Source organism: Pseudomonas sp. GM80, from assembly GCF_000282515.1.
Taxonomy (GTDB): domain Bacteria; phylum Pseudomonadota; class Gammaproteobacteria; order Pseudomonadales; family Pseudomonadaceae; genus Aquipseudomonas.
The window spans coordinates 74,012-98,630 of record NZ_AKJD01000063.1; the positions used below are offsets into that span (position 1 = coordinate 74,012).

General features: G+C 59.8%; 26 protein-coding genes, 1 tRNA gene and 1 pseudogene. 13 read left to right on the forward strand and 15 right to left on the reverse strand.

Going from position 1 to position 24,619, the window contains the following annotated elements; translation table 11 throughout:
• Nucleotides 1–27: 27 nt before the first annotated feature.
• Nucleotides 28–1,002 (reverse strand): alpha/beta hydrolase family protein, encoded by a 975-nt coding sequence (locus PMI37_RS10475; protein ID WP_008080544.1) that lies wholly within the window; start codon nt 1,000–1,002, stop codon nt 28–30.
• 67 nt (nt 1,003–1,069) lie between these two features.
• Nucleotides 1,070–2,128 carry a PDDEXK nuclease domain-containing protein gene (locus PMI37_RS10480; protein ID WP_008080545.1) on the reverse strand — a complete coding sequence of 353 codons (1,059 nt, stop codon included), beginning with the start codon at nt 2,126–2,128 and terminating at the stop codon, nt 1,070–1,072.
• A gap of 258 nt (nt 2,129–2,386) precedes the next feature.
• Here PMI37_RS10480 and PMI37_RS10485 point away from each other — a divergent pair, with 258 nt between their 5' ends.
• Both PMI37_RS10485 and PMI37_RS10490 read left to right on the forward strand, forming a co-directional pair.
• Nucleotides 2,387–2,836, forward strand: a complete 450-nt coding sequence (locus PMI37_RS10485; RefSeq protein ID WP_008080546.1) for a hypothetical protein — start codon at nt 2,387–2,389, stop codon at nt 2,834–2,836.
• A gap of 74 nt (nt 2,837–2,910) precedes the next feature.
• On the forward strand, nt 2,911–3,201 hold the full coding sequence (locus PMI37_RS10490; protein WP_008080547.1) for a YceK/YidQ family lipoprotein: 291 nt from the start codon (nt 2,911–2,913) through the stop codon (nt 3,199–3,201).
• Here the strand turns inward: PMI37_RS10490 and PMI37_RS10495 are convergent.
• From PMI37_RS10495 to PMI37_RS31225, 6 genes and pseudogenes are all read right to left on the reverse strand, one after another.
• Nucleotides 3,198–3,551 carry a hypothetical protein gene (locus PMI37_RS10495; RefSeq protein ID WP_008080548.1) on the reverse strand — a complete coding sequence of 118 codons (354 nt, stop codon included), beginning with the start codon at nt 3,549–3,551 and terminating at the stop codon, nt 3,198–3,200. The genes PMI37_RS10490 and PMI37_RS10495 overlap by 4 nt on opposite strands.
• A 112-nt stretch (nt 3,552–3,663) precedes the next feature.
• Nucleotides 3,664–3,739: transfer RNA gene (locus PMI37_RS10500), tRNA-Phe, on the reverse strand.
• A 103-nt stretch (nt 3,740–3,842) separates the two neighbouring features.
• A complete protein-coding gene (locus PMI37_RS10505) occupies nt 3,843–4,115 on the reverse strand; it encodes an oxidative damage protection protein (RefSeq protein ID WP_008080549.1) in 273 nt (90 codons plus the stop codon).
• On the reverse strand, nt 4,112–5,179 hold the full coding sequence (mutY, locus tag PMI37_RS10510) for an A/G-specific adenine glycosylase (RefSeq protein WP_008080550.1): 1,068 nt from the start codon (nt 5,177–5,179) through the stop codon (nt 4,112–4,114). The genes PMI37_RS10505 and mutY overlap by 4 nt, the downstream gene beginning before the upstream one ends.
• On the reverse strand, nt 5,176–7,401 hold the full coding sequence (locus PMI37_RS10515; protein ID WP_008080551.1) for an AsmA family protein: 2,226 nt from the start codon (nt 7,399–7,401) through the stop codon (nt 5,176–5,178). The genes mutY and PMI37_RS10515 overlap by 4 nt, the downstream gene beginning before the upstream one ends.
• 78 nt (nt 7,402–7,479) lie before the next feature.
• Nucleotides 7,480–7,620, reverse strand: a pseudogene (locus PMI37_RS31225) (aspartate 1-decarboxylase autocleavage activator PanM); the annotation flags it as partial.
• Between the two features lie 306 nt (nt 7,621–7,926).
• Here PMI37_RS31225 and PMI37_RS10520 point away from each other — a divergent pair.
• The 7 genes from PMI37_RS10520 to PMI37_RS10550 all read left to right on the forward strand — a co-directional run bounded on the left by PMI37_RS10520 (nt 7,927) and on the right by PMI37_RS10550 (nt 13,746).
• On the forward strand, nt 7,927–9,591 hold the full coding sequence (locus tag PMI37_RS10520; RefSeq protein ID WP_008080552.1) for an OFA family MFS transporter: 1,665 nt from the start codon (nt 7,927–7,929) through the stop codon (nt 9,589–9,591).
• Between the two features lie 264 nt (nt 9,592–9,855).
• The gene (hisB, locus tag PMI37_RS10525; RefSeq protein ID WP_007909204.1) at nt 9,856–10,449 is read left to right on the forward strand and encodes an imidazoleglycerol-phosphate dehydratase HisB; all 594 of its coding nucleotides are present in this window, start codon (nt 9,856–9,858) and stop codon (nt 10,447–10,449) included.
• On the forward strand, nt 10,449–11,087 hold the full coding sequence (gene hisH, locus PMI37_RS10530) for an imidazole glycerol phosphate synthase subunit HisH (protein WP_008080553.1): 639 nt from the start codon (nt 10,449–10,451) through the stop codon (nt 11,085–11,087). Before hisB ends, hisH begins: the two co-directional genes overlap by 1 nt.
• The gene (locus PMI37_RS10535) at nt 11,088–11,348 is read left to right on the forward strand and encodes a DUF2164 domain-containing protein (protein WP_008080554.1); all 261 of its coding nucleotides are present in this window, start codon (nt 11,088–11,090) and stop codon (nt 11,346–11,348) included.
• Between the two features lie 42 nt (nt 11,349–11,390).
• On the forward strand, nt 11,391–12,128 hold the full coding sequence (hisA, locus tag PMI37_RS10540; protein ID WP_003220753.1) for a 1-(5-phosphoribosyl)-5-[(5-phosphoribosylamino)methylideneamino]imidazole-4-carboxamide isomerase: 738 nt from the start codon (nt 11,391–11,393) through the stop codon (nt 12,126–12,128).
• Nucleotides 12,129–12,137: 9 nt separating this feature from the next.
• Nucleotides 12,138–12,908 carry an imidazole glycerol phosphate synthase subunit HisF gene (gene hisF / locus PMI37_RS10545; protein ID WP_007909211.1) on the forward strand — a complete coding sequence of 257 codons (771 nt, stop codon included), beginning with the start codon at nt 12,138–12,140 and terminating at the stop codon, nt 12,906–12,908.
• 82 nt (nt 12,909–12,990) lie between these two features.
• Nucleotides 12,991–13,746, forward strand: a complete 756-nt coding sequence (locus PMI37_RS10550) for a substrate-binding periplasmic protein (protein WP_008080555.1) — start codon at nt 12,991–12,993, stop codon at nt 13,744–13,746.
• Nucleotides 13,747–13,830: 84 nt separating this feature from the next.
• On the opposite strand, the gene PMI37_RS10555 is transcribed toward PMI37_RS10550, so the two are convergent.
• The 4 genes from PMI37_RS10555 to gpmI form a co-directional block, all read right to left on the reverse strand.
• A complete protein-coding gene (locus tag PMI37_RS10555; protein WP_045123098.1) occupies nt 13,831–14,607 on the reverse strand; it encodes a divergent polysaccharide deacetylase family protein in 777 nt (258 codons plus the stop codon).
• Nucleotides 14,608–14,609: 2 nt separating this feature from the next.
• Nucleotides 14,610–15,929: a S41 family peptidase gene (locus PMI37_RS10560; protein WP_008080557.1), complete on the reverse strand. Its 1,320-nt coding sequence runs from the start codon at nt 15,927–15,929 to the stop codon at nt 14,610–14,612.
• Between the two features lie 31 nt (nt 15,930–15,960).
• Nucleotides 15,961–17,247 (reverse strand): murein hydrolase activator EnvC family protein, encoded by a 1,287-nt coding sequence (locus tag PMI37_RS10565; protein ID WP_045123099.1) that lies wholly within the window; start codon nt 17,245–17,247, stop codon nt 15,961–15,963.
• Nucleotides 17,248–17,500: 253 nt separating this feature from the next.
• Nucleotides 17,501–19,030 carry a 2,3-bisphosphoglycerate-independent phosphoglycerate mutase gene (gpmI, locus tag PMI37_RS10570; protein ID WP_008080559.1) on the reverse strand — a complete coding sequence of 510 codons (1,530 nt, stop codon included), beginning with the start codon at nt 19,028–19,030 and terminating at the stop codon, nt 17,501–17,503.
• A gap of 153 nt (nt 19,031–19,183) precedes the next feature.
• Between gpmI and PMI37_RS10575 the strand changes: the two genes are divergently transcribed.
• Genes PMI37_RS10575 through secB form a run of 3 tightly spaced genes read left to right on the forward strand, consistent with a single transcriptional unit; the run spans nt 19,184 to nt 20,396 of the window.
• Nucleotides 19,184–19,597, forward strand: a complete 414-nt coding sequence (locus PMI37_RS10575; RefSeq protein ID WP_008080560.1) for a rhodanese-like domain-containing protein — start codon at nt 19,184–19,186, stop codon at nt 19,595–19,597.
• A gap of 1 nt (nt 19,598) precedes the next feature.
• The gene (gene grxC, locus PMI37_RS10580) at nt 19,599–19,853 is read left to right on the forward strand and encodes a glutaredoxin 3 (RefSeq protein WP_008080561.1); all 255 of its coding nucleotides are present in this window, start codon (nt 19,599–19,601) and stop codon (nt 19,851–19,853) included.
• Between the two features lie 57 nt (nt 19,854–19,910).
• Complete coding sequence (secB, locus tag PMI37_RS10585) at nt 19,911–20,396, forward strand: protein-export chaperone SecB (protein ID WP_008080562.1); 486 nt, start codon at nt 19,911–19,913, stop codon at nt 20,394–20,396.
• 183 nt (nt 20,397–20,579) lie between these two features.
• On the opposite strand, the gene PMI37_RS10590 is transcribed toward secB, so the two are convergent.
• Nucleotides 20,580–21,035, reverse strand: coding sequence for a tRNA (cytidine(34)-2'-O)-methyltransferase (locus PMI37_RS10590; protein ID WP_008080563.1), 456 nt, complete (start codon nt 21,033–21,035; stop codon nt 20,580–20,582).
• On the opposite strand from PMI37_RS10590, the gene PMI37_RS10595 reads away from it, so the two are divergent.
• Nucleotides 21,034–21,474 (forward strand): hypothetical protein, encoded by a 441-nt coding sequence (locus PMI37_RS10595; RefSeq protein WP_045123100.1) that lies wholly within the window; start codon nt 21,034–21,036, stop codon nt 21,472–21,474. The two genes, PMI37_RS10590 and PMI37_RS10595, sit on opposite strands and share 2 nt — an antisense overlap.
• Nucleotides 21,475–21,979: 505 nt before the next feature.
• Here PMI37_RS10595 and ntrC read toward each other — a convergent pair.
• Together ntrC and glnL are read right to left on the reverse strand one after the other, a co-directional pair.
• Entirely contained in the window at nt 21,980–23,416 is a 1,437-nt protein-coding gene (gene ntrC / locus PMI37_RS10600) for a nitrogen regulation protein NR(I) (RefSeq protein ID WP_008080565.1), read from the reverse strand.
• Nucleotides 23,413–24,498, reverse strand: a complete 1,086-nt coding sequence (gene glnL / locus PMI37_RS10605; protein WP_008080566.1) for a nitrogen regulation protein NR(II) — start codon at nt 24,496–24,498, stop codon at nt 23,413–23,415. Before glnL ends, ntrC begins: the two co-directional genes overlap by 4 nt.
• Nucleotides 24,499–24,619: the final 121 nt, after the last annotated feature.

The window sequence follows — 24,619 nt, forward strand, 5'->3', positions numbered from 1 at the left end:
ATGTGTTCCGTCGTGCGTTGAGAGGGCTCAGCTGCGCGGGACTTGCCGCCCGGGTGTGTCGGGGGCCAGTGCGCCGGTTTGCAGCCAGGTCAGAGCGATGGGCCATAGTGTGGCTTGGTATGCGCTGCGAAAAAAGGCGAAATGTCCGACTTGTTGTTCGCCGATGTCCTGCGGTTCGATGCGCAGGTGGGTTTTTGCCGCGTTGCTGAAGTAGCCGAGCAGGCGTTCGATGGCCGCAATTGTGCCGTAGGGATCGTCGCTGATGCTGATGGCCAGCGTTTGGGCGCGGACATTGGCGAAGGGCAGGGCGCCGCTTTTTTCCATCAATGCGCGACCGCTTGGGCGTCCTTCGAAACGCGCGGCAGGCGTGCTCCAGTCGCGCACGACGCCCGTTGGCGTGTCTTCCAGCCAGCCGAGGCGTTTGCCAGGGAAGTAGCCACAGAACAGCGTTATCAACGGCATCACGACATGCCATTTGCCGAACATGCGCCAGCGCTGCTCGGGTGCGTAATCTCGCCAGTAGGCGAACTGTGCGCCGACGGTGACCAACCGTCGGATAGCTCGCCCCGACTCGGCCAAGCCCGCCGCGCATCCGCCAAAACTGTGCCCGACCACATCAATGGGCTGGCCGGGAAACTCCCGTTGCGCACGCTTGAGCATCGCTTCGAAATCCAGCGCGCCCCAGTCGGTCCAAGAGGCGTTCAAGCCTTTGATCGAAGCATGTCGCGATTCGCCGATGCCACGGTAGTCGTAGGTCATCACGTCGAAACCATGGGCGAACAGATAAGCCGCGAAGCGCGAGTAATGACGACAGCGCACAGACGTAGCCGCGTTGATGATGACGACAGGGCGCTCGGCGTCGGGCAGGGAGTGGCACCAAGTGAAACCACCCAAAACAAAGCCGTCGGCAGCCGCTTCCTTGAAAGGCTCACCTTGCGTCGCAGCCAAAGTCGGCGACTTTGACTGCGTGTCCTGCATTGCGGGCATGTCTTGACAGCTCATGACAATCGACCTGGGCGGGTAAGCTGCCAACGATAGTCTGCGCGCCGGCCAGTAACAATCCGCAGGTTTATTCAGTGGATTCAGTAAGCATGCGTTCCTCGATCAAGGCCTGTTCGCGATTGAGTTCTGCGCGCAACTCCTCTTCACTCGGCAGGATCGTCTTGTAACTGCTGGCGAACAATTGCTCATTGCCCTTGAGCATTGAGTAGCGCGCCACCGAATCGTTGCTCTCGGCAGAGAGGATGATCCCGACTGTCGGCTTGTCGCCCTCGCTGCGCATGAGCTCGTCGTACATGCGCACATACATGTCCATCTGCCCGACATCGCGGGCGCTGAGCTTGCCGCGTTTAAGGTCGATGATCACAAAGCATTTGAGCAGGTAGTTGTAGAACACCAGATCGATGTACAGATCGACGCCGTCGGTGCTGATGCGTTGCTGGCGAGCTACGAAGGAAAAGCCTTTGCCCAGTTCGAGCAGAAAGCCCTGCAGGTGGTCGATGAGGGCTTGTTCCAGGCCGCTTTCCCTGACCTTGCCCGCTGACGGCAGACCGAGAAACTCGAGCATCACCGGATCACGAATGAATTCACGCGGATTGCACTTCATTGCCTCGATGTTGGTGGTGGCTTCTTCGATCACGTCGGCTTTGTCTCGACTCATGAGGAGCCGCTCGTAGTAGAGCGTCAGGATCTGGCGATCGAGGGCGCGGCTTGACCAGTTCAGGTTGGCGCACTCGTCCATGTACCAGTGGCGCGCCTTTTCATTGTTCACACCCAACAGCCGACGGTAGTGGGTCCAGCTCAATTCGTGACGCAGTGCGTCACGAATTGGAAATGCCTGATAAAAAAGGCGCATGTAACGCAAATTGGAAGCATCAAAGCCCTTCCCGAACTTCTCTGTCAGATCCTTTGCCAGCAGCGCTAGCAACTGTTTGCCATAGCCCGCACGCTGGGCACCTTGCTGTTCAAACTCGACGATATGCCGGCCGATCTGCCAGCAGGTCTGCACTTGGATCGTATCAACCGCTCGCAGCACTTTTTGCCGCGCCTGACGAATCAACTCGCCCAGCTCTCCCGGCAATGAATCGATTTTCGGGTCTTGCGTGTCAGCAGGTTTTAGCTGGCTCATCGGTCTTCCGCGTCATTGGGAACAGAGGCAAAAGCATGCCAAGAGTTGCCGTTGCGGTATGTCGGGAGAGGCGACGAAATCCGCAGGAAGAGGCAGTGGGTGTTGCAGGACATTGCCGAGTCAAACGGCTTTAACGGGCAAAGGTCTGTAGTCCATTTCGTACACCCGCCAAGTGCCAATCAATCTGAAACCCACTCTCGCCGGCAAAATCTAAAAGGAGTAACGGTTGGGCTCTGCCAGAGCCCGGGAGTCGTCATCATGAAACGCGTTCTAACGTTCATGCTGCCCGTCGCCGCTGGGATTGCATTGGTGTTTCCGGTGATGTTGCAGGCAGCCAGTCTTGAGCCCATCGACAGTGCCGGAGTGCAAGCTCAGCAGCAACAACAGAACGGCATCAGCTATTTGGCCGGTGGGGTCGGTGAGGATGAGGCGAAGGCCATTCAACAAGCCACCGGTTACAACCTGCACATGACGTTCGCAGTGGGGCCGCAGGATGAGTACACCGCAGATGTCGATGTGACGATTGAACAGTCGCCGGGGCAAACCGTACTGACCCTCAGCCAGACGGGGCCGCTGCTGTACGTGAAATTGCCGCCCGGCAAGTACACGGTGGTGGCCACTCGTAACGGCGAAACACGGCACGATGTCACAGACGTTGGCAGCGGCACTGCGCGCAATCTGGTGTTCCACTGGAATGATGCTGGATAGCGATGGGTGTTTGTCAGGTTGAGGCGCCGGTACAATCCCGCGCCTCTTGTTTTGTGATGTAAGGAAGCGCCGGTTTGAAAGGGATTTTGCGTGTTGGCTGTGTAGCAGGCCTGGTGTTGCAGTTGGTGGGCTGCGGAACGTTCATCGGCCGTTTGAATGACGGTTTGTCCGATGCTCAGTATTACCGAGGGGTTGATGGCAACCTCCACCTGCTGGGTGTGCGCGGAGGCGGCAGCAGTGGCATGCCGGCGGCCGTGATCTGTTACATGATGATTGTCTGTCCGATCATCACCGTTGTATCCCTGCCAATAGACGCCGCGCTGGACACGGTTCTGCTGCCTGTCGATTACATCAATACACTTTAGGTTTTCTTTGTGCGGCGTTTGCTTTTCGGTGTGTGCACGGGCTCTTGCACTTTGCGGTAGACCCACAAGCAGAACACAGAAAACGCCAGCAGAAACACCGTGCCGATGCTTTGCGACACAAACTCAACCCAGAATCGCCGCGGTTGCAGGGCCAGGGTGTAGGTGCTGCGCGGGCCGCGATTGTTGGTGGTGATGGAGCCTGTGAGCCAGCTGTCGACCAGCATCCAGATTGATGCACCGATGCCGAAAACAATCAGCAGGGCAGCGAGGATCGTCAGCCAGTAAGTCGTGCGGCTCGGGCGATACGGCGGCGGATGGGGCAGGGGCACGCGGGTTCGTTTCTGGTTCATCAGCTTGATGACCCTCTTCCGTAAGGGGCGGGCAAAGTAGCGCGGATTCAGTGTTTATCAAATCGCAGGCATAAAAAAACCCTGAATCTTGCGATTCAGGGTTTTCGGTATTTGGTGCCCAGAGACGGAATCGAACCGCCGACACGGGGATTTTCAATCCCCTGCTCTACCGACTGAGCTATCTGGGCAACGGGGCGCATTAAAAGGGTTTTTCGGATTTACGTCAACGACTTTTTTAAAATTTCTTAAATTAATTCCGTCGCTTACGATCCGACCCCCGATTTCCGGGGTTTACTCTGCAGGTGGAACGTAGCCTTCGGCTTGAGCGTATTCCTCGCCGGAGAAGTACTTGTCCATTTCGCCCTGAAGATATTTGCGGTCTTCGGCGTTCATCATGTTCAAACGCTTTTCGTTGATCAGCAGGGTCTGGTGTTTCTGCCAGTCGGCCCAGGCCTTGGCCGAGACGTGGTCAAAAATATCCTGACCTTTGGCGCCCGGGAAAGGGGCGCGTTCCAGGGCGGGCAGTTGTTCTTTGTATTTACGGCACATTACGGTGCGGGTCATGGCGACTCTCCTGCATTCAAGACGGCGGCCGCGCGTTCGAGCAAGGTTTTGACCGGGGCGGCGAGGCCCAGGCGCGGCGGGGTGGCGAGGTTATACCAGAGCCAGTCGGCCTCGGCCACGTGATGGGCGGCCTCCTGCACCTGGACCAGCCAGGGTTCGATGGACAGCTGGAAATGGCTGAATGTATGGACAAGGCTCGGCAGTGCCTGCTGCTCGCCCATGGTCAGCGCGTGCTGATCGGCGAGGTGCTGCAGGTCGTCGAGGTCGTCGAGTTCCGGCAGGCTCCACAAACCGCCCCACAAACCGCTCGAGGGGCGACGGTAAAGCAGAATCGCGCCGTCGCCGTTGGCAAGCATCGGCATCAGCGTGCGCTTCTGCGGGATGGCTTTACGCGGCTTGGGGATCGGGTAGCGGGTTTCGAGGCCGAGCATGTGCGCTTCGCAACCGCGCTCCAGCGGACACAGCAGGCAACTCGGCTTGCTGCGCGTGCAGAGTGTGGCGCCGAGATCCATCATCGCCTGGGTGTAGGCGTTGACCCGATCGTGTGGCGTAAAGCGCTCAGCGTTGGCCCAGAGCTGTTTGGCGACCTTCGGCTCGCCGGGGTAGCCCTCTTGCGCAGTAAAGCGCGCCAGCACGCGTTTGACGTTGCCGTCGAGGATCGGCGCGCGCAGACCCATGCTGATGCTCGCGATCGCGCCGGCAGTGGACAGGCCGATGCCCGGCAGATCGGTAAGCTTTTCAACGTCACGCGGAAACTCGCCGCCGTACTGGCTGACGACGATCTTCGCGGTCTTCTGCAAATTGCGCGCGCGGGTGTAGTAACCCAGCCCCGTCCACAGGTGCAGCACTTCGTCTTCTGGCGCTGCGGCCAGCGCTTCGACCGTCGGCAGCGCGGCCATGAAGCGGTCGAAATAATTCAGCACGGTGCTGACCTGGGTCTGCTGCAGCATGATCTCCGACACCCACACCCGATACGGATTGATGTCTTGCTGCCAAGGCAAATCGTGGCGGCCGTGGCGGTCGAACCACTCCAGCACCGCCGTGGAAAACTGCTCCGCTCTCATCGCTTGAACAGCCCCTTCAATGCGTTTTTCAATTCCGGGCTGACCTTGTCGCCGAGTTTCTCGTCGATCTTCTCGCTGAGCTTGTTGCCCGCCATTTTGGTGGCGACCTGGCCGAGGCGATCATTGTCGATACGGCAGGCCTTGGCGCCGAGTTCCAGCGGGCCACGGCAGCGCAGTGGCCACTCGATGCCGACGAACTTATCGCCGACCTGGCAGGCCGGATCCGGCATGGCGCTGGTATCGCCTTCAACGATGATGCCGACGCGATAGTCCATGCCGAGCACGCGCAGGTCGATGTCGCCGTCACCGTTGACGGTCATGCCAGGGATGCGCACTTTCAGGTCCGGGTTGCTGGCGATGCCGTTGCGCAAGGTCAGGTTGCCTTTCAGCTCCTGGAATGGCGTGTCTTTGCCGCGTGGCTCGCCGCTGAGGGTTTTGCGGTTGAGCGTGGCGATGCCTTTGCACAGTTGCTGTTCAAGGTTGGCGTTGAGCAGCACGCCGTTGTTGATCACAAAACTGGCGTTGCCGTTGAGGGTGTCGATCAGCGCTTGCTGGCTATTGCCGCTGCTGGTCACGTTGCTGGTGAGGGTCACCAGGCCTTTGACCGGCGGGTTTTTGCCTTGGCTTTCGAGGATTTTTTCCGCAGGCACGCGGTTGAGCCTGGTCTGCAAATTCAGCACCGGTGCGCTTGGGCGCACGTCGAGGGTGCCTTTGGCCTCGAAACCGCCGTTGTACAGCTCACCGCTCAGGTTGGTCAGGGTCAGCAAGCCGCCTTGGCCGGTGGCTTTCAGTGCGGCGTTCTGAATCGGCAGTTTGTCGAGGGTCAACTGGCCGAAGGTCAGGTCGGCATCGACGTCAAGTTTGGCCAGGCGTTCGACCGGCAGCAGGCGCTCGGTGCTCCAGGCGGTTTTGCTCGGCTTGTCCGGCAGCGGTGTGGAGCCGGCGCCGGCCATCGCATCGGCTTCGGTGCTGGCCACTTCGGCCTGGCGTACTTGCGTAGCGTTCGTGGCTTTTTCCGATTTCGGCGGCAGGTAGCGGTCGACGTTGAACGTGTCAGCCTTGAGCACGGCGCGCAGCGATTGTTTGGCGAAGTCTTCGACAGCGATGCGGCCGCTGAAGCTACTGTCGTCGAGTTTCAGATTGATATTGTCGAAGGCGACGCTGGTTGGCGTGGCCGCCACGCGGCTGACCAGTTCGACTTTGCTCAGGCTGCCCTCGGCCATGGCCGGGAGTTTCTGGCCGATGCTGTCGACGAACTTCGCCAGATCGAATTGGGCGATGGAGAGGCCGCCGCTGATCTGTGGGGTTTTGTCGAGGTCGTTGGCTTTCAGTTCACCCAAAGCGCGCAACTGGTTAGCGGAGATCTTGATGCCGGTCCATTCGGCGACGTTCGCCGCTTTATCCAGCAACAACTGCCCTTGGGCTGCGAAGGTCATGGTCTTGCCTTGCAGCGGGTCGCCAGCCAGTTCGCCGGACAGTTTCATGTCCTCGAACTTGTAGCGTTGCAGGGCGCGCTCGATGCGCAGCTCGCCAGTGAGCTCGGTGCGCACGCGCAGCACCGGCTGATTGGTGCCGAGGAACGCCGTGGCTTTCACCGGGATATTGGTCGAATCGTGCACCGGGCCGGTACTCAACTGAATGCTCTCAGCGCTGAACTGCTTGCCGGTCTTCTCGTCGTTGTATTCAACGCGGGCGTTGTTGACGGTCAGGCTGTCGATGTCGAGGCGGATTGGCTGCGGCGGTTTTTCCACGGCGGCGGTGGTTTCGCTCGCCGGTTGGCCCGCAGTAGCGGCTGGCGGCGTCGTGCCGGCCGGAGCGGGCACCTTGCCGATGTCTTCCCAGTTGCCATGGCCGTCCTTGTCGCGGTTCAGGCGCAGGTTCAGGCCTTCGACGCGCACGTCGCTCATCTGCACTTCGCGGCGCAGCAGCGGCAGCACGCGCACGGAAAGGCCGAGCATCTGCAAATCGGCAAACGGTTCGGTCGGCTTGACCAGTGTGGCGACGCTGGCCTCGTGCAATTCCAGGCCGAGCCACGGGAACAGGCTCCAGCCGATATCGCCATTGAGCGTCAGCTCGATGTGGGCCTTGTCGCGGGCTATCTGGCGGATCTCGTCTTTGTAATCGTTGGGATCGAAGAGGTGGGTCAGGGCAAAACCTGCCGCCACAATGATCAGCAACAGCCCGAGAAGTACCAGACCCAGGATTTTGCCGAACGCTTTCATGGGCGAGTCCTTGTAGTTAGTCGAATTCGTAATTTAGCCGGGGAGTATAGCGCTGCAAATGCCCGGTTCGGTGTGGCGTCATGTTGCCAGTACCTCCAGCGGCACGCTTGGCTTCGCCGTGACGGCCTGAGCTTCGAGATGCCCGGCAGGCGCCAGCAGGTGCAGTTTCGCCCCCGCTTGCGACGCCATTTTCTGCGCTTGGTTCACCAGTCGCTCGGCAAAAATTGCCCCGTGTAGGAGCTGCGGAACGCTGCGATCTTTTGATGTTTTTCAAAAACAGGATCAAAAGATCGCAGCCTTCGGCAGCTCCTACACAGGTGTAGAGATCAGATGACATGAAAAAGGTGATATCAGTTTGGTTTTTCTGTCACCTGCAAATGGTAACCTTCGCCCGTTCGTCTGCCCTTCTGCGACTTAACGTCGCGCCTTCAAGGAGCTTCACCTTAAAAAACGGTCATGCCTGCGTGCATAAGGCCGAGGGTGAACAGTGGCTGGCGAACCATACTAATAATTGGGGGATACACAATGAGCACGAGCATCACGGCGGACGGCCTCAGCGCCGCCCAGCCTGCGTTCCTGTCCAAGGAACGCATCATCGCCAAGCCCGGTTTCAACCGTTGGCTGGTACCACCGGCCGCTCTGGCCATCCACCTGTGCATCGGCATGGCCTATGGCTTTTCGGTGTTCTGGTTGCCGCTGTCCAAGGCGCTGGGCGTAACCGCTCCGGTGGCTTGCGCGCCGGACATGAGCTTCATCGCACAGGTGTTTTCATCGCAATGCGACTGGCCGATCTCGATGCTCGGCTGGATCTACACGCTGTTCTTCATCTTCCTCGGCTGCTCGGCAGCGATCTGGGGTGGCTGGCTGGAACACGCCGGGCCACGCAAGGCTGGCGTTGTATCGGCACTGTGCTGGTGCGGCGGTCTGCTGATCTCGGCACTGGGTATTTATACCCACCAGATCTGGCTGATGTGGATTGGCTCGGGCGTGATCGGCGGTATCGGTCTCGGTCTGGGCTACATTTCGCCGGTGTCGACCCTGATCAAGTGGTTCCCGGACAAGCGCGGCATGGCGACCGGCATGGCGATCATGGGTTTCGGTGGCGGCGCGATGGTCGGTGCACCGTTGGCGACCGCGCTGATGAGCCACTTCGGCTCGGCTGAAGGCGTTGGCGTCTGGCAGAGCTTCGTGGCCATGGCGGCGATCTACTTCGTGTTCATGATCGGTGGCGCCCTCGCTTACCGCGTGCCGCCAACCGGCTGGAAACCTGAAGGCTGGACCGCTCCGGCGAAAAAAGCCTCCAACTCGATGATCACGCACCGTCACGTTCACGTGAATGTGGCGTGGAAAACCCCGCAATTCCGTCTCGTTTGGCTGGTGCTGTGCCTGAACGTTTCTGCCGGTATCGGCATCCTCGGCATGGCTTCGCCACTGCTGCAGGAAGTGTTCGGCGGCAAACTGCTGGGTGTTGATGTGCCGTTTGGCCAACTTGATGCCGGGCAGTTGGCTTCGATTGCGGCGATCGCTGCCGGTTTCACCGGTTTGCTCAGCCTGTTCAACATCGGTGGCCGCTTCTTCTGGGCCTCGTTCTCGGACTACCTGGGCCGCAAAAACACCTACTTCGTGTTCTTCGCCCTGGGTTTTGCCCTGTACGCGCTGATCCCGAACCTCGGTCACTTGGGCAACGTTGCGCTGTTCGTGGCGGCGTTCTGCATCATTCTGTCGATGTACGGCGGCGGTTTCGCCACGGTTCCGGCGTATCTGGCCGACCTGTTCGGTACGCAGATGGTTGGCGCGATCCACGGTCGTCTGCTGACGGCCTGGGCAGCGGCGGGCGTGCTCGGTCCGGTGTTGGTGAACTACCTGCGTGAATATCAGTTGAGCATCGGCGTTGAACGCGCGGCGGCTTACGACATCACCTTGTACATCCTCGCCGGCCTGCTGGTGCTGGGCTTCCTGTGCAACCTGCTGGTACGTCCGGTGGCCGACAAATACTTCATGACCGACGCTGAACTGGCGGCCGAACAGGCGCTGGGCCACGACAAAGGTGCTGACGCCAGCACCGTTCTGGAGTGGAAAGCCGCGCCGGGCAGCAAGCCGTTGGCGATTGCAGCGTGGCTGGCGGTGGGTATTCCGTTGGCGTGGGGTGTGTGGGTGACCCTGCAGAAAACGGCGGTACTGTTTCACTAAGTAAAAACGCAGTACCCCTGTAGGAGTGAGCCTGCTCGCGATAGCGGTCTGACAGTCACAGAAATGTTGGCTGTGAGGTCCTCATCGCGAGCAGGCTCACTCCTACAGTTGTTTTTGCGCTACCTGTAATGGCTTGTATGGACATGTCTACCCGCGACAGCCGGGGGTTCTATCCGTCAGCCATCTCACCTCTCGTGTTTCTGTTTCGGCCCCGCGTGCCTATAATGGCTGCCTTTTTCGCCCAATGATTTTGCGGAGCTGGTGATGGCCGAACGTAAGGCTTCTGTCGAGCGCGACACTCTGGAAACCCAGATCAAAGCCTCGATCAACCTTGATGGCACCGGAAAGGCCCGATTCGATATCGGTGTTCCTTTTCTTGAGCACATGCTGGATCAGATCGCCCGTCACGGGTTGATCGACCTGGATATTGAATGCAAGGGCGATCTGCATATCGACGACCACCATACGGTGGAAGACGTCGGTATCACCCTCGGCCAGGCATTTGCCAAAGCCATTGGCGATAAAAAAGGCATCCGTCGCTACGGTCATGCCTACGTGCCGCTCGATGAAGCGCTGTCGCGCGTGGTGATCGACTTCTCCGGTCGTCCAGGCCTGCAGATGCACGTGCCGTACACCCGCGCCACCGTCGGCGGTTTCGACGTTGACCTGTTCCAGGAATTCTTCCAGGGCTTCGTCAACCACGCGCTGGTCAGCCTGCACATCGACAACCTGCGCGGCACCAACACGCACCACCAGATCGAAACCGTGTTCAAGGCTTTCGGCCGCGCATTGCGCATGGCCGTCGAGCTGGATGAGCGCATGGCCGGGCAAATGCCATCGACCAAAGGCGTTCTGTAATGCAGACGGTTGCAGTTATCGATTACGGCATGGGCAACCTGCACTCGGTGGCCAAGGCCCTCGAGCACGTCGGCGCCGGCAAGGTGTTGATCACCAGCGATGCCAACGTGATTCGCGAAGCTGACCGCGTGGTGTTCCCCGGTGTTGGCGCGATTCGCGATTGCATGGCTGAAATCCGTCGCCTCGGTTTCGACTCGCTGGTGCGTGAAGTCAGTCAGGATCGTCCGTTCCTCGGCATCTGTGTCGGCATGCAAGCCTTGCTCGACACCAGCGAAGAGAACGATGGCGTCGACTGCATCGGCCTGTTCCCGGGCGCGGTGAAGTTCTTCGGCAAAGACCTGCATGAAGACGGCGAGCACCTGAAAGTCCCGCACATGGGCTGGAACGAGGTGAAGCAGAAGGTCAGCCACCCGCTGTGGCATGACATTCCGGACATGGCGCGCTTCTACTTCGTACACAGCTACTACATCGCTGCCGCCAATGCGCGGCAAGTGGTCGGTGGCGGTCATTACGGTGTCGATTTCGCTGCGGCGCTGGCCGATGGCTCGCGTTTCGCCGTGCAGTTCCACCCGGAGAAAAGCCATACCCATGGCCTGCAGTTGCTGCAGAACTTCGCTGCGTGGGACGGTCGCTGGTAAATGGCTGCCAAGAAAACCAAACCGCCGATCCTGACCCTCACTCCCGAACAGGAGAACGAGGCCAATCGCAAGATTCAGCGGTTCATGGAAGACCGTTTCGAATTGGACCTGGGGTCGTTCGAAGCGGCGGAAATTCTTGAGCTGTTTACCCGCGAAATTGCTCCGCACTATTACAACAGGGCGATTTTCGATGTGCAGACCCACCTCAAAGAGCGGTTTGAAAGCATCGAAAGCGACCTGTGGGCGCTCGAGAAAAACTGATTTCCGAGCCAAGCTGAACATTCAAATTTGAAGGTTTGCCAGATGCTGATTATTCCCGCTATCGATCTTAAAGACGGTGCCTGCGTACGTCTGCGCCAGGGCCGCATGGAAGATTCCACAGTGTTCTCCGATGATCCGGTGAGCATGGCTGCCAAGTGGGTGGAGGGCGGTTGCCGCCGTCTGCATCTGGTCGATCTGAACGGCGCGTTCGAAGGCCAGCCAGTCAACGGCGAAGTGGTCACCGCAATCGCCAAGCGCTACCCGACCCTGCCGATCCAGATCGGTGGCGGCATCCGCTCGCTGGAAACCATCGAGCACTACGTCAAGGCTGGCGTCAGCTACGTGATCATCGGCACCAAAGCGGTGAAAGATCCTGCATTCGTCGCTGAAGCCTGCCGCGCGTTCCCGGGCAAGATCATCGTTGGTCTGGACGCCAAAGACGGCTTTGTCGCCACCGATGGCTGGGCGGAAATCAGCACCGTGCAGGTCATCGACCTGGCCAAGCAGTTTGAAGCCGACGGCGTCTCCTCGATCGTTTATACCGACATCGCCAAAGACGGCATGATGCAGGGCTGCAACGTGCCGTTCACCGCTGCGCTGGCTGCCGCTACCAAGATCCCCGTGATCGCTTCTGGTGGCATCCACAATCTGGGTGACATCAAGTCGCTGCTCGACGCCAAGGCGCCGGGCATCATCGGCGCAATCACTGGCCGGGCGATTTACGAAGGCACCCTCGACGTCGCCGAAGCGCAAGCTTTCTGCGATTCGTACCAAGGCTGAGGACTGACCATGGCGCTGGCCAAACGCATCATCCCTTGCCTGGACGTGGACAACGGCCGGGTCGTTAAAGGTGTGAAGTTCGAGAACATCCGCGACGCCGGTGACCCGGTGGAAATCGCCCGTCGCTATGACGAGCAGGGTGCCGACGAGATTACTTTTCTCGACATCACCGCCAGCGTCGATGGCCGCGACACTACGCTGCATACCGTCGAGCGCATGGCCAGCCAGGTGTTTATTCCGCTGACCGTCGGCGGTGGCGTGCGTACCGTGCAGGACATCCGCAACCTGCTGAATGCCGGCGCGGACAAGGTATCGATCAACACCGCTGCCGTGTTCAATCCGGAATTCGTCGGCGAAGCGGCGCAGCATTTCGGCTCGCAGTGCATTGTCGTCGCCATCGACGCGAAGAAAGTTTCCGGCCCGGGCGAAACCCCGCGTTGGGAAATCTTCACCCACGGCGGGCGCAAGCCAACCGGCCTCGATGCGGTCGAGTGGGCGAAGAAAATGGAAGGCCTCGGTGCCGGCGAGATCCTGCTGACCAGCATGGATCAGGACGGCATGAAAAACGGCTTCGACCTTGGCGTGACCCGCGCGATCAGCGATGCGCTGGGTATTCCGGTGATCGCTTCCGGCGGCGTTGGCAATCTGCAGCACTTGGCTGATGGCATTCTCGAAGGCCACGCCAGTGCTGTATTGGCGGCGAGTATTTTCCACTTCGGTGAATACACCGTGCAGGAAGCCAAGGCCTACATGGCCAAACGCGGCATCGTGATGCGTTAAGCGTCAAAATCGATACAGGCCAGTGGACACCATGGCGCACCCAAGGCACTCTTGGGCACGCCATGGATTTCGGTAGCCCGACATGATCAAACGCCTGCTTCTAGTTCTCGCCAGCGCCTCGATGTTGCTCATCAACACGGCCCGCGCCGAAACCAGTCCCGACACCGATCTGGTGCTCCTCACCGAAAACTTCCCGCCGTACAACATGGCGAAGAACGGCAAAAATTTCGCCCAAGGCGAAAACATCAACGGCATCGCTACCGACATCGTTCGCGAAATGTTCCAGCGTGCCGGCGTCACCTACAGCCTGACCCTGCGTTTCCCTTGGGAGCGCGTGTACAAGCTCGCTCTGGAAAATCCTGGCTACGGTGCTTTTGTGATGGCGCGCCTGCCGGATCGCGAAAAGCTCTTCAAATGGGTCGGACCGATCGGCCCGGACGACTGGATCCTGTTGGCCAAGGCTGACAGCAAGATCACCCTCGAAACCCTCAATGACGCGCGCAAATACAAGATTGGCGCCTACAAGGGCGATGCAATTGCCGAGACGCTGACCAAGCAGGGCTTGAAGCCGGTGGTGGTGTTGCGCGATCAGGACAACGCCAAGAAGCTGGTCAACGGGCAGATTGATTTGTGGGCCACGGGCGACCCGGCCGGGCGCTATCTGGCGCGGCAGGATGGGGTGACGGGGTTGAAGACGGTGCTGCGCTTCAACAGCGCCGAGCTGTATCTGGCGCTGAACAAGGACGTGCCGGAAGAGACGGTGAAGAAGCTTCAGGCTGCGCTGGATCAGATGCGCAAGGATGGCGTGGTGGACGAGATTATGGGGCGGTATTTGTAGCGCTTGTTAAAAGATCGCAGCCTTCGGCAGCTCCTACAGGGGAATGCATTGCCGATGTAGGAGCTGCCGAAGGCTGCGATCTTTTCAGCGGTAAACGCCATCCTTGCCGTGAGCCGCCGTGGCCTTGTTACTGCGCACGCTGATCATCTGCCGAATATCAATCCACTCAATCCCCTGAGCCTTCAGCTTCGGCAATTCGCGCTCCAGCACCGCCAGCGTCTGCGGATACGGATGGCCGATCATCACCGCCGAACCCTGCTTGTGCGCCAGGCTGATCGCCGTCTGCAACTGCGTGGAAATCGCCGCCTCAGTTCGCTCATCATCAAGAAAAACATCTCGCGAAACACTCGCCAGATCGATCTTCTGCGCCTGCTGCGCAGCAACGGTCTGCGCACTGGTGCGGCTGTCGACGAAGAACTTGTGCCGGCGCTGCAACTCGGCCATCAACCACGCCATCGCCACCGGTTGCGCAGTCATGCGGCTGCCCATGTGGTTATTGATGCCAGCGGTGTAGGGGACCATTTTGAACGCAGCGTCGAGGCGTTTTTGCAGTTCTTCGATCGGCAGTTCCGGATGCCAGGCGTACGGCCCGGTGGCCGGGTCCATCGGCATGTGCAGGATGACGATCTTGCCGGCGCGATGAGCCTCGCGAGCAAATTCGGTGGCGTGCGGGGTGTCGGGCATGATCGCCGTGGTAACCGGGCCGGGCAGGGCCAGCACGCGGCGATCCCGGGGCAGGTTCTGCCCCAGGTCGTCGATGATCAGTGTCAGGTAGGCTTTGTGTGGCTTTGAGCTGACGGGCTCTGCGTGAGCAGCACCCGCCAGACAGCACAGCAGAACGAAGACGAAACGCAAAGACATCCTCAACGGCCGGACGTAATGCTCAGGCCTTTGAGCAGGCTCAGGGCCTGGGCCAGTTGGTAATCGTCATCCTGCGGCATCGCTTTGGCCTTGCCGCCGGAACCGGTCGGTTTGTCCGCGCCGCCGTTGCCATTGCCCAAGTGACCTTGCAGGTCGGCTTCCTTGAAGTAATCGCTGTCGGCCTCGTTGGTGATCTTGGCCTTGCGCACTTCGATGTCCGGAACAATGCCTTGCGCCTGAATCGAGCGGCCATTCGGCGTGAAGTACAGCGCCGTGGTGATCTTCAGCGCGCGGTCGTTGTTCAGCGGCAGCACGGTTTGTACCGAGCCTTTGCCGAAGCTGGTGGTGCCCATGACCACGGCGCGTTTCTGATCCTGCAGGGCACCGGCGACGATTTCCGACGCCGAGGCGCTGCCACCGTTGATCAACACCACCATCGGCACCGCTTCGCTTTCGTCTTTGCCGGTGGCCGAGAAGCGCAGTTCGGAGTTGGCGATCCGGCCCTTGGTGTAGACGATCAGGCCTTTGGTGATGAAGTGGTCGACCACTTCCACCGCCGCCTGCAATACGCCGCCCGGGTTGTTGCGCAGGTCGAGGATCACGCCGTTGAGCTTCTTGCCGTTGTCCTTGCGCAGCTTGGCCAGGGCTTTGGAAACTTCTTCGCCGGTCTTGACCTGGAACTGGGTGATACGGATGTAGCCGTAGCCCGATTCCAGCAGTTGTGCCTTGACGCTCTTCACCTGAATCACCGCACGAGCGAGGGTCACGTCGAACGGCGTGCCGCCGTCGCGCACCAGGGTCAGGGTGATTTTCTGGCCGATCTTGCCGCGCATCTTGTCGACGGCTTCGGTCATGGTCTGGCCGCGCGTTGGCGCCCCGTTGATCTTGACGATGAAGTCGCCGGCCTGAATACCGGCCTTCGACGCCGGAGTGTCGTCGATTGGCGAGACAACCTTGATGAAGCCGTCTTCAGCACCAACTTCGATACCCAAGCCGCCAAACTCACCGCTGGTGCTTTCCTGCAGTTCGGTGAAGTCTTCAGGGCCGAGATAGGCCGAGTGCGGATCGAGGTTGCTGAGCATGCCCTTGATCGCGTTTTCGAGCAGGGTTTTGTCGTCTACCGGTTCGACGTAAGCGGCTTTGATCCGGTCCATGACCTCGGCAAAGGTGCGCAACTCTTCCAGCGGCAGCGGCGCCTTGGAGGTCGCGGCTGTACCTGCCGGAGCGACGGCCGGGGCTGGTTGCGCGGCAAACGCCAAAGGCGCGCCGATCACCAGAGCGATCGTCAGGGCCAGCGAGGTAAGGCGGGACAAATGCAGCATGTCGAACGAACTCCTGAATTAGGCGGTGCGCTTATCCTTGCGCACGGCACCATTGCGCCGGATCACTCGGGTGACCCTGCTGACGAATTGCGAAATACAGTGCTGGTGTGTCCTGACCGCCACTGTTACCGACAGTGGAAATCGACTCACCGGCTTTAACCACGTCCCCAGCCGACTTGAGCAGCGTCTGGTTGTGACCGTAAAGACTCAGAAAACCATTGCCGTGATCAAGGATCACCAGCAGTCCGGCGCCGCGCAACCAGTCGGCGAACACCACGCGACCACCATGCACGGCATGTACCTGGCTGCCGGCGGAGGCGCTGATCATCACACCGTCCCACTTGGTCCGGGCGTCGTCGCCGCGGCTTTCACCGAAGCGCGCCAATAGTCGACCATCAACCGGCCAAGGAAGTTTTCCCCGGGTTGCAGCAAAAGCGCCACCGAAGGTCTCGCCGCTGCTGGAAACCAGCGCGCCGGGAGTGGATCTGGCGGGTTTTCGTGGGGCGTCGCTGTTTTCAGCCTGCGCCTCACGCAAACGCTTTTTTTCCGCTTCCTGCTGGGCGATCAGCGCTTTCTGCCGCGCTTCTTCTGCCTCACGAGCCTGGCGAGCCAGCGTTTCCTCAATGGTTTTAAGGACTTTAGACAGGTCTGCCTGATCCTGCTCGCGGGCGGCGAGTTTCTGATCGCGGGCCTTCACGTCATCGTTGAGCTTGGCGAGGACTTGCTGGCGTTCCTTGCGAACATTTTCCAGTTCGTCGCGCTGCGTATCGAGGGTGCTTTTCTGCACCAGCAATTGCGCTTGCTGGGCGGCGATGTCTTTTTCGACATTAGCCAGTTGGCGCAGGGTTTCGTTGAAGTTCTTCAACTGCTCCAGGCGGGCCTGGCTCAGATAATCGTAATAGGTGAGGGTGCGGGCGAATTTCTCGGGATTCTGCTGGTTGAGCAGCAGCTTGAGGTATTCCTGGCGACCGTTCTGATAGGCCGCACGGGCCTGAATGGCGATCAGTCGCTGCTGTTCAGTGCGCGCGCTCTGGAGTTTTTTTTTCTCTGCATCGAGTCGCTGCAGCTCGGATTCGCTTTTCTGCAGCTCTTTCTGCAGCGCATCGACCTGTTTCTGCAGCTTGCCCAGCTCGGTTTCAGTGCCCTTGAGCTCTTTCTGCACGCCGGATTTTTCTTCCTGGACCTTGCTCAGCAGTTTTTTCAGCTCGGCAATGTCCTGACGCGTGGCGTCCAACTGCTGTTGGGTTTGCGCGCGCTCGTCAGCGAAGGCCGGTTGGAGCAGGCAGGTCAGAGCGAGGGCGATCAGGACGCGGAGCATAGAGGCGGGCGGCACCAGGGTAAGGGACGGCCTAGTATGCCCGCCCGAGGCTGCAAAAAAAACGCCCAATTGGGGCTGTGTGATAACTGGACCAAGCAATACACCGAATTCCATTTCGAAAACTCCATAAACCACTGTGGGAGCTGGCTTGCCAGCGATGGCGTCTGCACATTCAACATAGATGTTGGCTGTCAGATTGCTATCGCTGGCAAGCCAGCTCCCACAGGGTTTTGCGGTGTTTTGGCGATTGGGGTCAGACCAGAATAGAGGTGCCGGTCATTTCCGCAGGTTTTTCCAGGCCCAACAGTTTCAGCATGGTCGGCGCCACATCCGCCAGCACGCCGCCTTCACGGACCTTGAGGTCACGCTTGCCGACATAAATGAACGGCACCGGCTCAGTAGTGTGCGCGGTGTGTGCCTGGTGGGTTTCTTCATCGGCCATTTTTTCGACGTTGCCGTGGTCTGCGGTGATCAGCGCTTCGCCGCCGACCTTTTCCAGGGCTTCAACGATGCGACCGACGCAGGTGTCGAGGCATTCAACCGCTTTCACCGCCGCGTCGAATACGCCGCTGTGGCCGACCATGTCGCCGTTGGCGTAGTTGACCACGATCACGTCGAAACGCTGGTTTTCGATGGCTTCAACGATGCGGTCGGTCACCTCAGGCGCGCTCATTTCCGGCTGCAAGTCGTAAGTGGCGACTTTCGGCGACGGGATCAGAATGCGCTCTTCGCCCGGGAACGGCTCTTCACGACCGCCGGAGAAGAAGAAGGTCACGTGCGCGTATTTCTCGGTTTCAGCGATACGCAGCTGGGTTTTGCCGTTCTTCGCCAAGTAATCGCCCAGCACGTTTTCCAGGCTGCCCGCGGCGAACGCCGATGGTGCCGGAATGCTTGCCGCGTATTGGGTCAGCATGACGAAACCGGCCAGTTTCGGCTGGCGGGCGCGCTCGAAGTCGTTGAAGTCGTCTTCAACGAACACGCGAGTCAGCTCACGGGCACGGTCGGCGCGGAAGTTCATGAACACCACAGCGTCGCCGTCTTCGACTTTTACCGGCTCACCGATGGTCGTGGCTTTGACGAATTCATCGCTCTCGCCACGCGCATAAGCAGCGTCGAGACCTTCCTGTGCGGTGGCGGCGTTGAATTCGCTGTGGCCGTCGACGATCAGGTTGTACGCCTGAGCAACGCGATCCCAGCGGTTGTCACGGTCCATGGCGAAGTAACGGCCGATGATGCTGGCGATGCGGCCCTTGCCGAGTGCCTGGAAGGTCGCGTCGAGCAATTCGATCGACGACGCAGCGCTTTTCGGCGGCGTATCGCGGCCATCAAGGAAAGCGTGCAGATAGATTTTTTCAGCGCCACGCTTGAAGGCCAGTTCGGCCATGGCGATCAGGTGATCCTGGTGGCTGTGTACGCCGCCATCGGACAACAGGCCCATGAAGTGCACGGCTTTACCGGCGGCCACGGCTTTATCCACAGCGGCGCAGATGGTCGGGTTCTCGAAAAACTCGCCGTCGCGGATCGACTTGGTCACGCGAGTGAAGTCCTGATACACCACGCGGCCAGCGCCAAGGTTCATATGACCGACTTCAGAGTTGCCCATCTGGCCGTCCGGCAGACCGACGTCCATGCCGCTGCCCGAGATCAAGCCATTCGGCACGGTGGCCCACAGGCGATCAAGGACGGGCTTCTTCGCCGCAAAAACGGCGTTGGATTCGGGGCTTTCGCTGTGACCGAAGCCGTCGAGAATCATCAGGACCAAAGGTTTAGGCGTAGTCGTCATGGAATCCACTCGTGGCTAATAAAGAAGAGGGCGATGGAAAAGGGAGTTGGAGTTTAAAGCTAAGTTCCGACCGCGTCACCGCCGGACGGGGTTTGGCCGACCATAGTGGCTGTGTATACTGGCCGACATTTTAACGCCCTGGAACCTCCTTCGATGGTTGCTCACCTGATTGAATTTGCCACTAACCACTACATTCTTGTCGGTATCTTCGTCGTACTGCTGGCCCTGCTGCTGGCGCACACGATGCAGGGCGGCGGTAAAAGCCTGAGCACCGGTGAGCTGACTGCACTGGTCAACAAAGACGCAGGCGTAGTGGTGGACATCCGTCCGGCCAAGGATTTCGCTGCCGGCCACATCGTTGGCGCGATCAACATTCCCCAGGACAAACTGGCTGCGCGCACCGCCGAGCTGGAAAAGCACAAGGCCAAGACCATCATTCTGGTCGACGCCCTGGGCCAGACCGCCGGCACCCACGCCCGCGAGCTGATGAAATCCGGCTTCACCGCCGCCAAGCTGTCCGGCGGGATCTCCAGCTGGAAAGGCGACAACCTGCCGCTGGTGAAGTGATATGAGCGAAGTCATCGTCTACTCCAGCGATTACTGCCCTTATTGCTCGCGAGCCAAGTACCTGCTCGAGAACAAAGGCGTGGCGTTCAAAGAGATCAAGGTCGATGGCAAGCCGCAGGTGCGCGCCGAAATGGCCCAGAAAGCCGGACGCACGTCCGTGCCGCAGATCTGGATCGGCAGCAAGCACATCGGCGGTTGTGACGATTTGTATGCCCTGGAGCGCGCCGGCAAGCTCGACGCGCTGCTCAAGGCCTGAACGGCTGCACCCACGTACAGCACTCCCTAAAAGACCCAAGATCAGAAAGGATCTGAGATGACTGACCAACAGAACACTGCAGCCAGCGAAGAAGAAACCGCACCGCAATTCTCCTTGCAGCGCATCTACGTTCGCGACCTGTCCTTCGAAGCCCCGAAAAGCCCGGCGATCTTCCGTCAGCAGTGGGATCCGACCGTTGGTCTGGATCTGAACACTCGCCAGAAAGAACTCGAAGGCGATTTCTACGAAGTTGTACTGACCCTGTCCGTGACCGTGAAAAACGGTGACGAAGTGGCCTTCATCGCTGAAGTGCAACAGGCCGGTATCTTCCTGATCAAGAACCTCGACGCGGCTTCGATGAGCCACACCCTGGGTGCGTTCTGCCCGAACATCCTGTTCCCGTACGCACGCGAAACCCTGGACAGCCTGGTCACCCGTGGTTCGTTCCCGGCGCTGATGCTGGCCCCGGTGAACTTCGACGCCCTGTACGCGCAAGAATTGCAGCGCATGCAGGAAAGCGGCGAGACGCCAACCGTTCAATAAACGGTCCTGGCTACAACGAAAAAAGCGCCGTAACAGGCGCTTTTTTCTTGGGCTGAAATACTCGTCTCATGTAGGAGCTGCCGCAGGCTGCGATCTTTTGATCTTGATCTTGAAAAGCAGGATCAAAAGATCGCAGCCTTCGGCAGCTCCTACAGTGGAGTCGGGAAGTGCGGATTTGCGGTGTTATTTGAAGTCGTTCTGGCGCCAGGCTTCGTACACGGCGACCGCCACGGTGTTGGACAGGTTCAGGCTGCGGCAGCCTTCACGCATGGGCAGGCGCAGGCGCTGTTCAGCGGGCAGGGCGTCGAGTACTTCCGGCGGTAAGCCACGGCTTTCCGGGCCGAAAATGAACGCATCGCCCGGGACAAACGCTGCATCATGAAACGGCCGCGAGCCCTTGGTGGTGAACGCAAACACCCGAGGGTTACCGATGCTTGCCAGGCAACTGGCGAGATCGGCGTGACGTTGCAGCGTGGCATATTCGTGGTAATCGAGACCGGCACGGCGCAAGCGCTTGTCGTCCATCTCGAAGCCCAACGGTTCGATCAAATGCAGGTGGCAGCCGCTGTTGGCGCACAGCCTGATAACGTTGCCGGTATTCGGCGGAATTTCTGGTTGAAAAAGGATGACGTGAAACATGCACGGCTCCGAAGGTAAAGATGAGCGGCATTCTACGCCGCCTGTGGACAACCGTTCGAAACTATTCCCGCGTGTGATCGCTTCGCTGGCGATTGTCGGCGTGATGATCGGCTTGATGATCGGCCGCCTGACCACGCCGGATCCGACGGTGTTGCAGCAGATCGAGGTGACTGACGGCGGTTTGCTGGTGTGGTTCAACAACGAGCCGAAGCTGCATGGCGAAGTCATCGACGGCACGGTGGCGCTGCTGTTCCAGGCTGAGGGGCCGGCGCAGAAGGGCCAGCTCAAGCTCAATGGCAAAGACGTCAATTGGCGGACGCGAGCGAGTGACGGTGGGTTGTTGCTGACGGTGCTGGCGGCGCGGCCGCTGCAGGGTGACTGGGCCGGCAGTGCGGTCGATGACCGCTGGCGCCTGGAGATTCATCTGAGGGAGCAATAAAAGCGGGAATCCCTGACCTGCCTGTATCAGGGTTCCCAAAACGGGATGGACTTCGCGTGACGCGTCGGTCCGGTGTAAAGAGGGAACCCCCGGCCTGCCTGTACCAAGAGCCCCAAAAGGGTGAGCTCGCCGCGTTGCGGTGTGAGCCCGATGTAAAGAGGGGAATCCCCGGCCTGCCTGTACCAAGGTCCCCGAAACGGGTGGTGAAACGAATCACCTGTGAGAGTTATTGCAGGGGGCGTGCCAGGTTTTAATCTGTTGAAACAAAAAATCTGAGCAGAAACGCGAAAGCCCCGGAATTCGGGGCTTTCGTGGTTTTGGACGGTTGTTTTTCGAGCTCTGTTTGGGTGTTTTTTGATCCGGTTGTTATGCCCGATTGCGGGTCGTCGTGCCTTTTGGCGGTGCACGCAAACAAAAAGATCGCAGCCTGCGGCAGCTCCTACATGGGTTCAATGTAGGACCTGCCGCAGGCTGCGATCTTTTCGCGGACGACTAGAGTGCCGAGTTAACCCTCATCCCCCTCATCATCATCCGCACCATCAACCTTCATCCCCAATTCCTTGATCTTGCGCGTCAGGGTATTACGCCCCCAACCCAACAACACCGCCGCATCACGCCGACGTCCGGCCGTGTGCTTCAGCGCCGTCTCGATCATGATCCGCTCAAACGCCGGCACTGCGCTGTCGAGCAAACTCGACTGGCCGCGCGCCAAGGCCTGATCCGCCCACTGACGCAGCGCCTGCTCCCAATTGGTCACTGGCGCCGAATCCTGCGGCAGGTTCAGCAGTTCTGGCGGCAGGTCGCTGATGTGCACTTCGCGCCCGGACGCCATCACCGTGATCCAGCGGCAGGTGTTCTCCAGCTGACGCACGTTGCCGCCCCACGGCAGGTTTTTCAGGTATTCCTCGGTCTCGCTTTTCAGCAGCTTCGGCTCGACCGCCAGTTCTTGCGCGGCGCGGCTGAGGAAGTGCTTGGCCAGGGTCGGGATGTCTTCGCGACGATCCGACAGGCGCGGGATGTGGATGCGGATCACGTTGAGGCGATGGAACAAGTCTTCACGGAATTTGCCAGCGTGCACCAGGGTTTCCAGATTCTGGTGGGTCGCGGCGATGATGCGCACATCGACCTTGACCGGCACATGCCCGCCAACGCGATAGAACTCGCCATCGGCCAGAACCCGCAGCAAACGGGTTTGCGTATCCGCCGGCATGTCGCCGATTTCATCGAGGAACAGCGTGCCGCCGTCAGCCTGTTCAAAGCGGCCGCGACGCAAATTCGCCGCGCCGGTGAACGCGCCTTTCTCATGGCCGAACAGCTCGGACTCCATCAGATCCTTGGGGATCGCCGCCATGTTCAGCGCGATAAACGGCGAGGCCGCGCGCGGGCTGTGGCGGTGCAGGGCGTGGGCGACCAGTTCTTTGCCGGTGCCGGATTCGCCGTTGATCAGCACGGTGATGTTGGAGTGGCTCAAGCGCCCGATGGCGCGAAACACTTCCTGCATCGCCGGCGCTTCGCCGATGATTTCCGGGGTGCGGGTCAGCGCCGGTACGACTTCCAGGCCTTGCTGCTCTTGCGCGTGTTGGTTGGCGCGCTTGACCAGCGACACCGCTTCATCAACGTCGAACGGCTTCGGCAGGTACTCGAACGCGCCGCCCTGATACGAGGCGACAGCGCTGTCCAGATCGGAGTGAGCGGTCATGATGATGACCGGCAACCGTGGGTGCTGCTCGCGAATCCGCGCCAACAGATCCAGACCGCTGGCACCCGGCATACGAATGTCGGAAATGATCACGTCAGGCTGCTGACGGGCCAGGCGACTCATTACGCCATCAGCGCTGTCGAAGCTCTGGGTGGTCATGCCTTCCTGCTGCAAGGCCTTTTCCAGCACCCAACGGATAGAACGGTCGTCATCGACGATCCACACGGTTTCACTACGGCTCATGTCGATGTGGCTCCTTGTTCCAGTGGCAGAAAGATCGAGAAGGTGGTGTGGCCTGGATGGCTGTCACACTCGATCAGGCCCTGGTGCTGGCTGATGATGTTCTGGGTAATGGCCAGGCCGAGCCCGGTACCGTCCGGGCGTCCGCTGACCATGGGAAAGAAAATGGTTTCCTGAAGTTCCGCGGGGATCCCCGGGCCGTTATCGATGATCTCGATCTTGGTCACCAGACGATGGCGGACGTGGCCGATGGTGAACTGGCGCATCGCCCGGGTGCGCAGGCTGATGCGGCCCAGGCGCAGCTCGTTCTGGCTGCTGATTGCCTGCATCGCGTTGCGCACGATGTTCAACACGGCCTGAATCATTTGCTCGCGGTCGATCAACACGTCGGGAATGCTTGGGTCGTAATCGCGCACCAAGGTGATGCAGCCCTGACTTTCGGCCTCGACCAGATGGCCGACGCGTTCCAGTACCTCGTGAATGTTGCACATTGCCAGCGACGGCAGCTTGTTCGAACCGAGCATGCGATCGACCAGATTACGCAGACGGTCGGCCTCTTCAATGATTACGTTGGTGTAATCGCGCAGGCTGTCTTCCGGCAGTTCGCGGGCCAGCAATTGCGCGGCGCCACGGATGCCGCCCAGCGGATTCTTGATCTCGTGGGCGAGGCCGCGCACCAGCATTTTGCTGGTTTCCTGTTTGGAGATTTGCGCCTCTTCCTTGGTGATCCGCAGCAAGCGGTCACGCGGGTGGACTTCCAGCAGGAGCATGGTCGCGCCATTACTGAGGATCGGCGTCACCGCGTAATCCACGGTCAACGTCTGGCCGGTGAGGGCGGTGAGCATTGCTTCGCGTTTGGTGAACGGGTGCGCCTGTTCCACGGCCTGGCGCAGGGAATTCAGCGCCTCGGTGGATTCGGTGAACAGCTCGCTGATGAACTGCCCATGGCTGCGCTGCCCGCTGATGGCGAGCAGCATCTCCGCCGCCGGGTTCATGTACTCGAGGCGCAATTCGGCGTCGAGCAGGATGGTGGCGGTGGTCAGGTTGTCGAGCAGCAAACGGTGGATTGCGTCGCTAATGGTCATCGGAGCCTCTTTTGGGGGCGGAGCGTGCGCAACAAGCAAGCGTCGGTATCGGGAAAATGCAAAAACCAAACCAAGGCTCTGAAAAGAAGCGTTCGACGCCTGAAACGGGCGTTTGACGCTC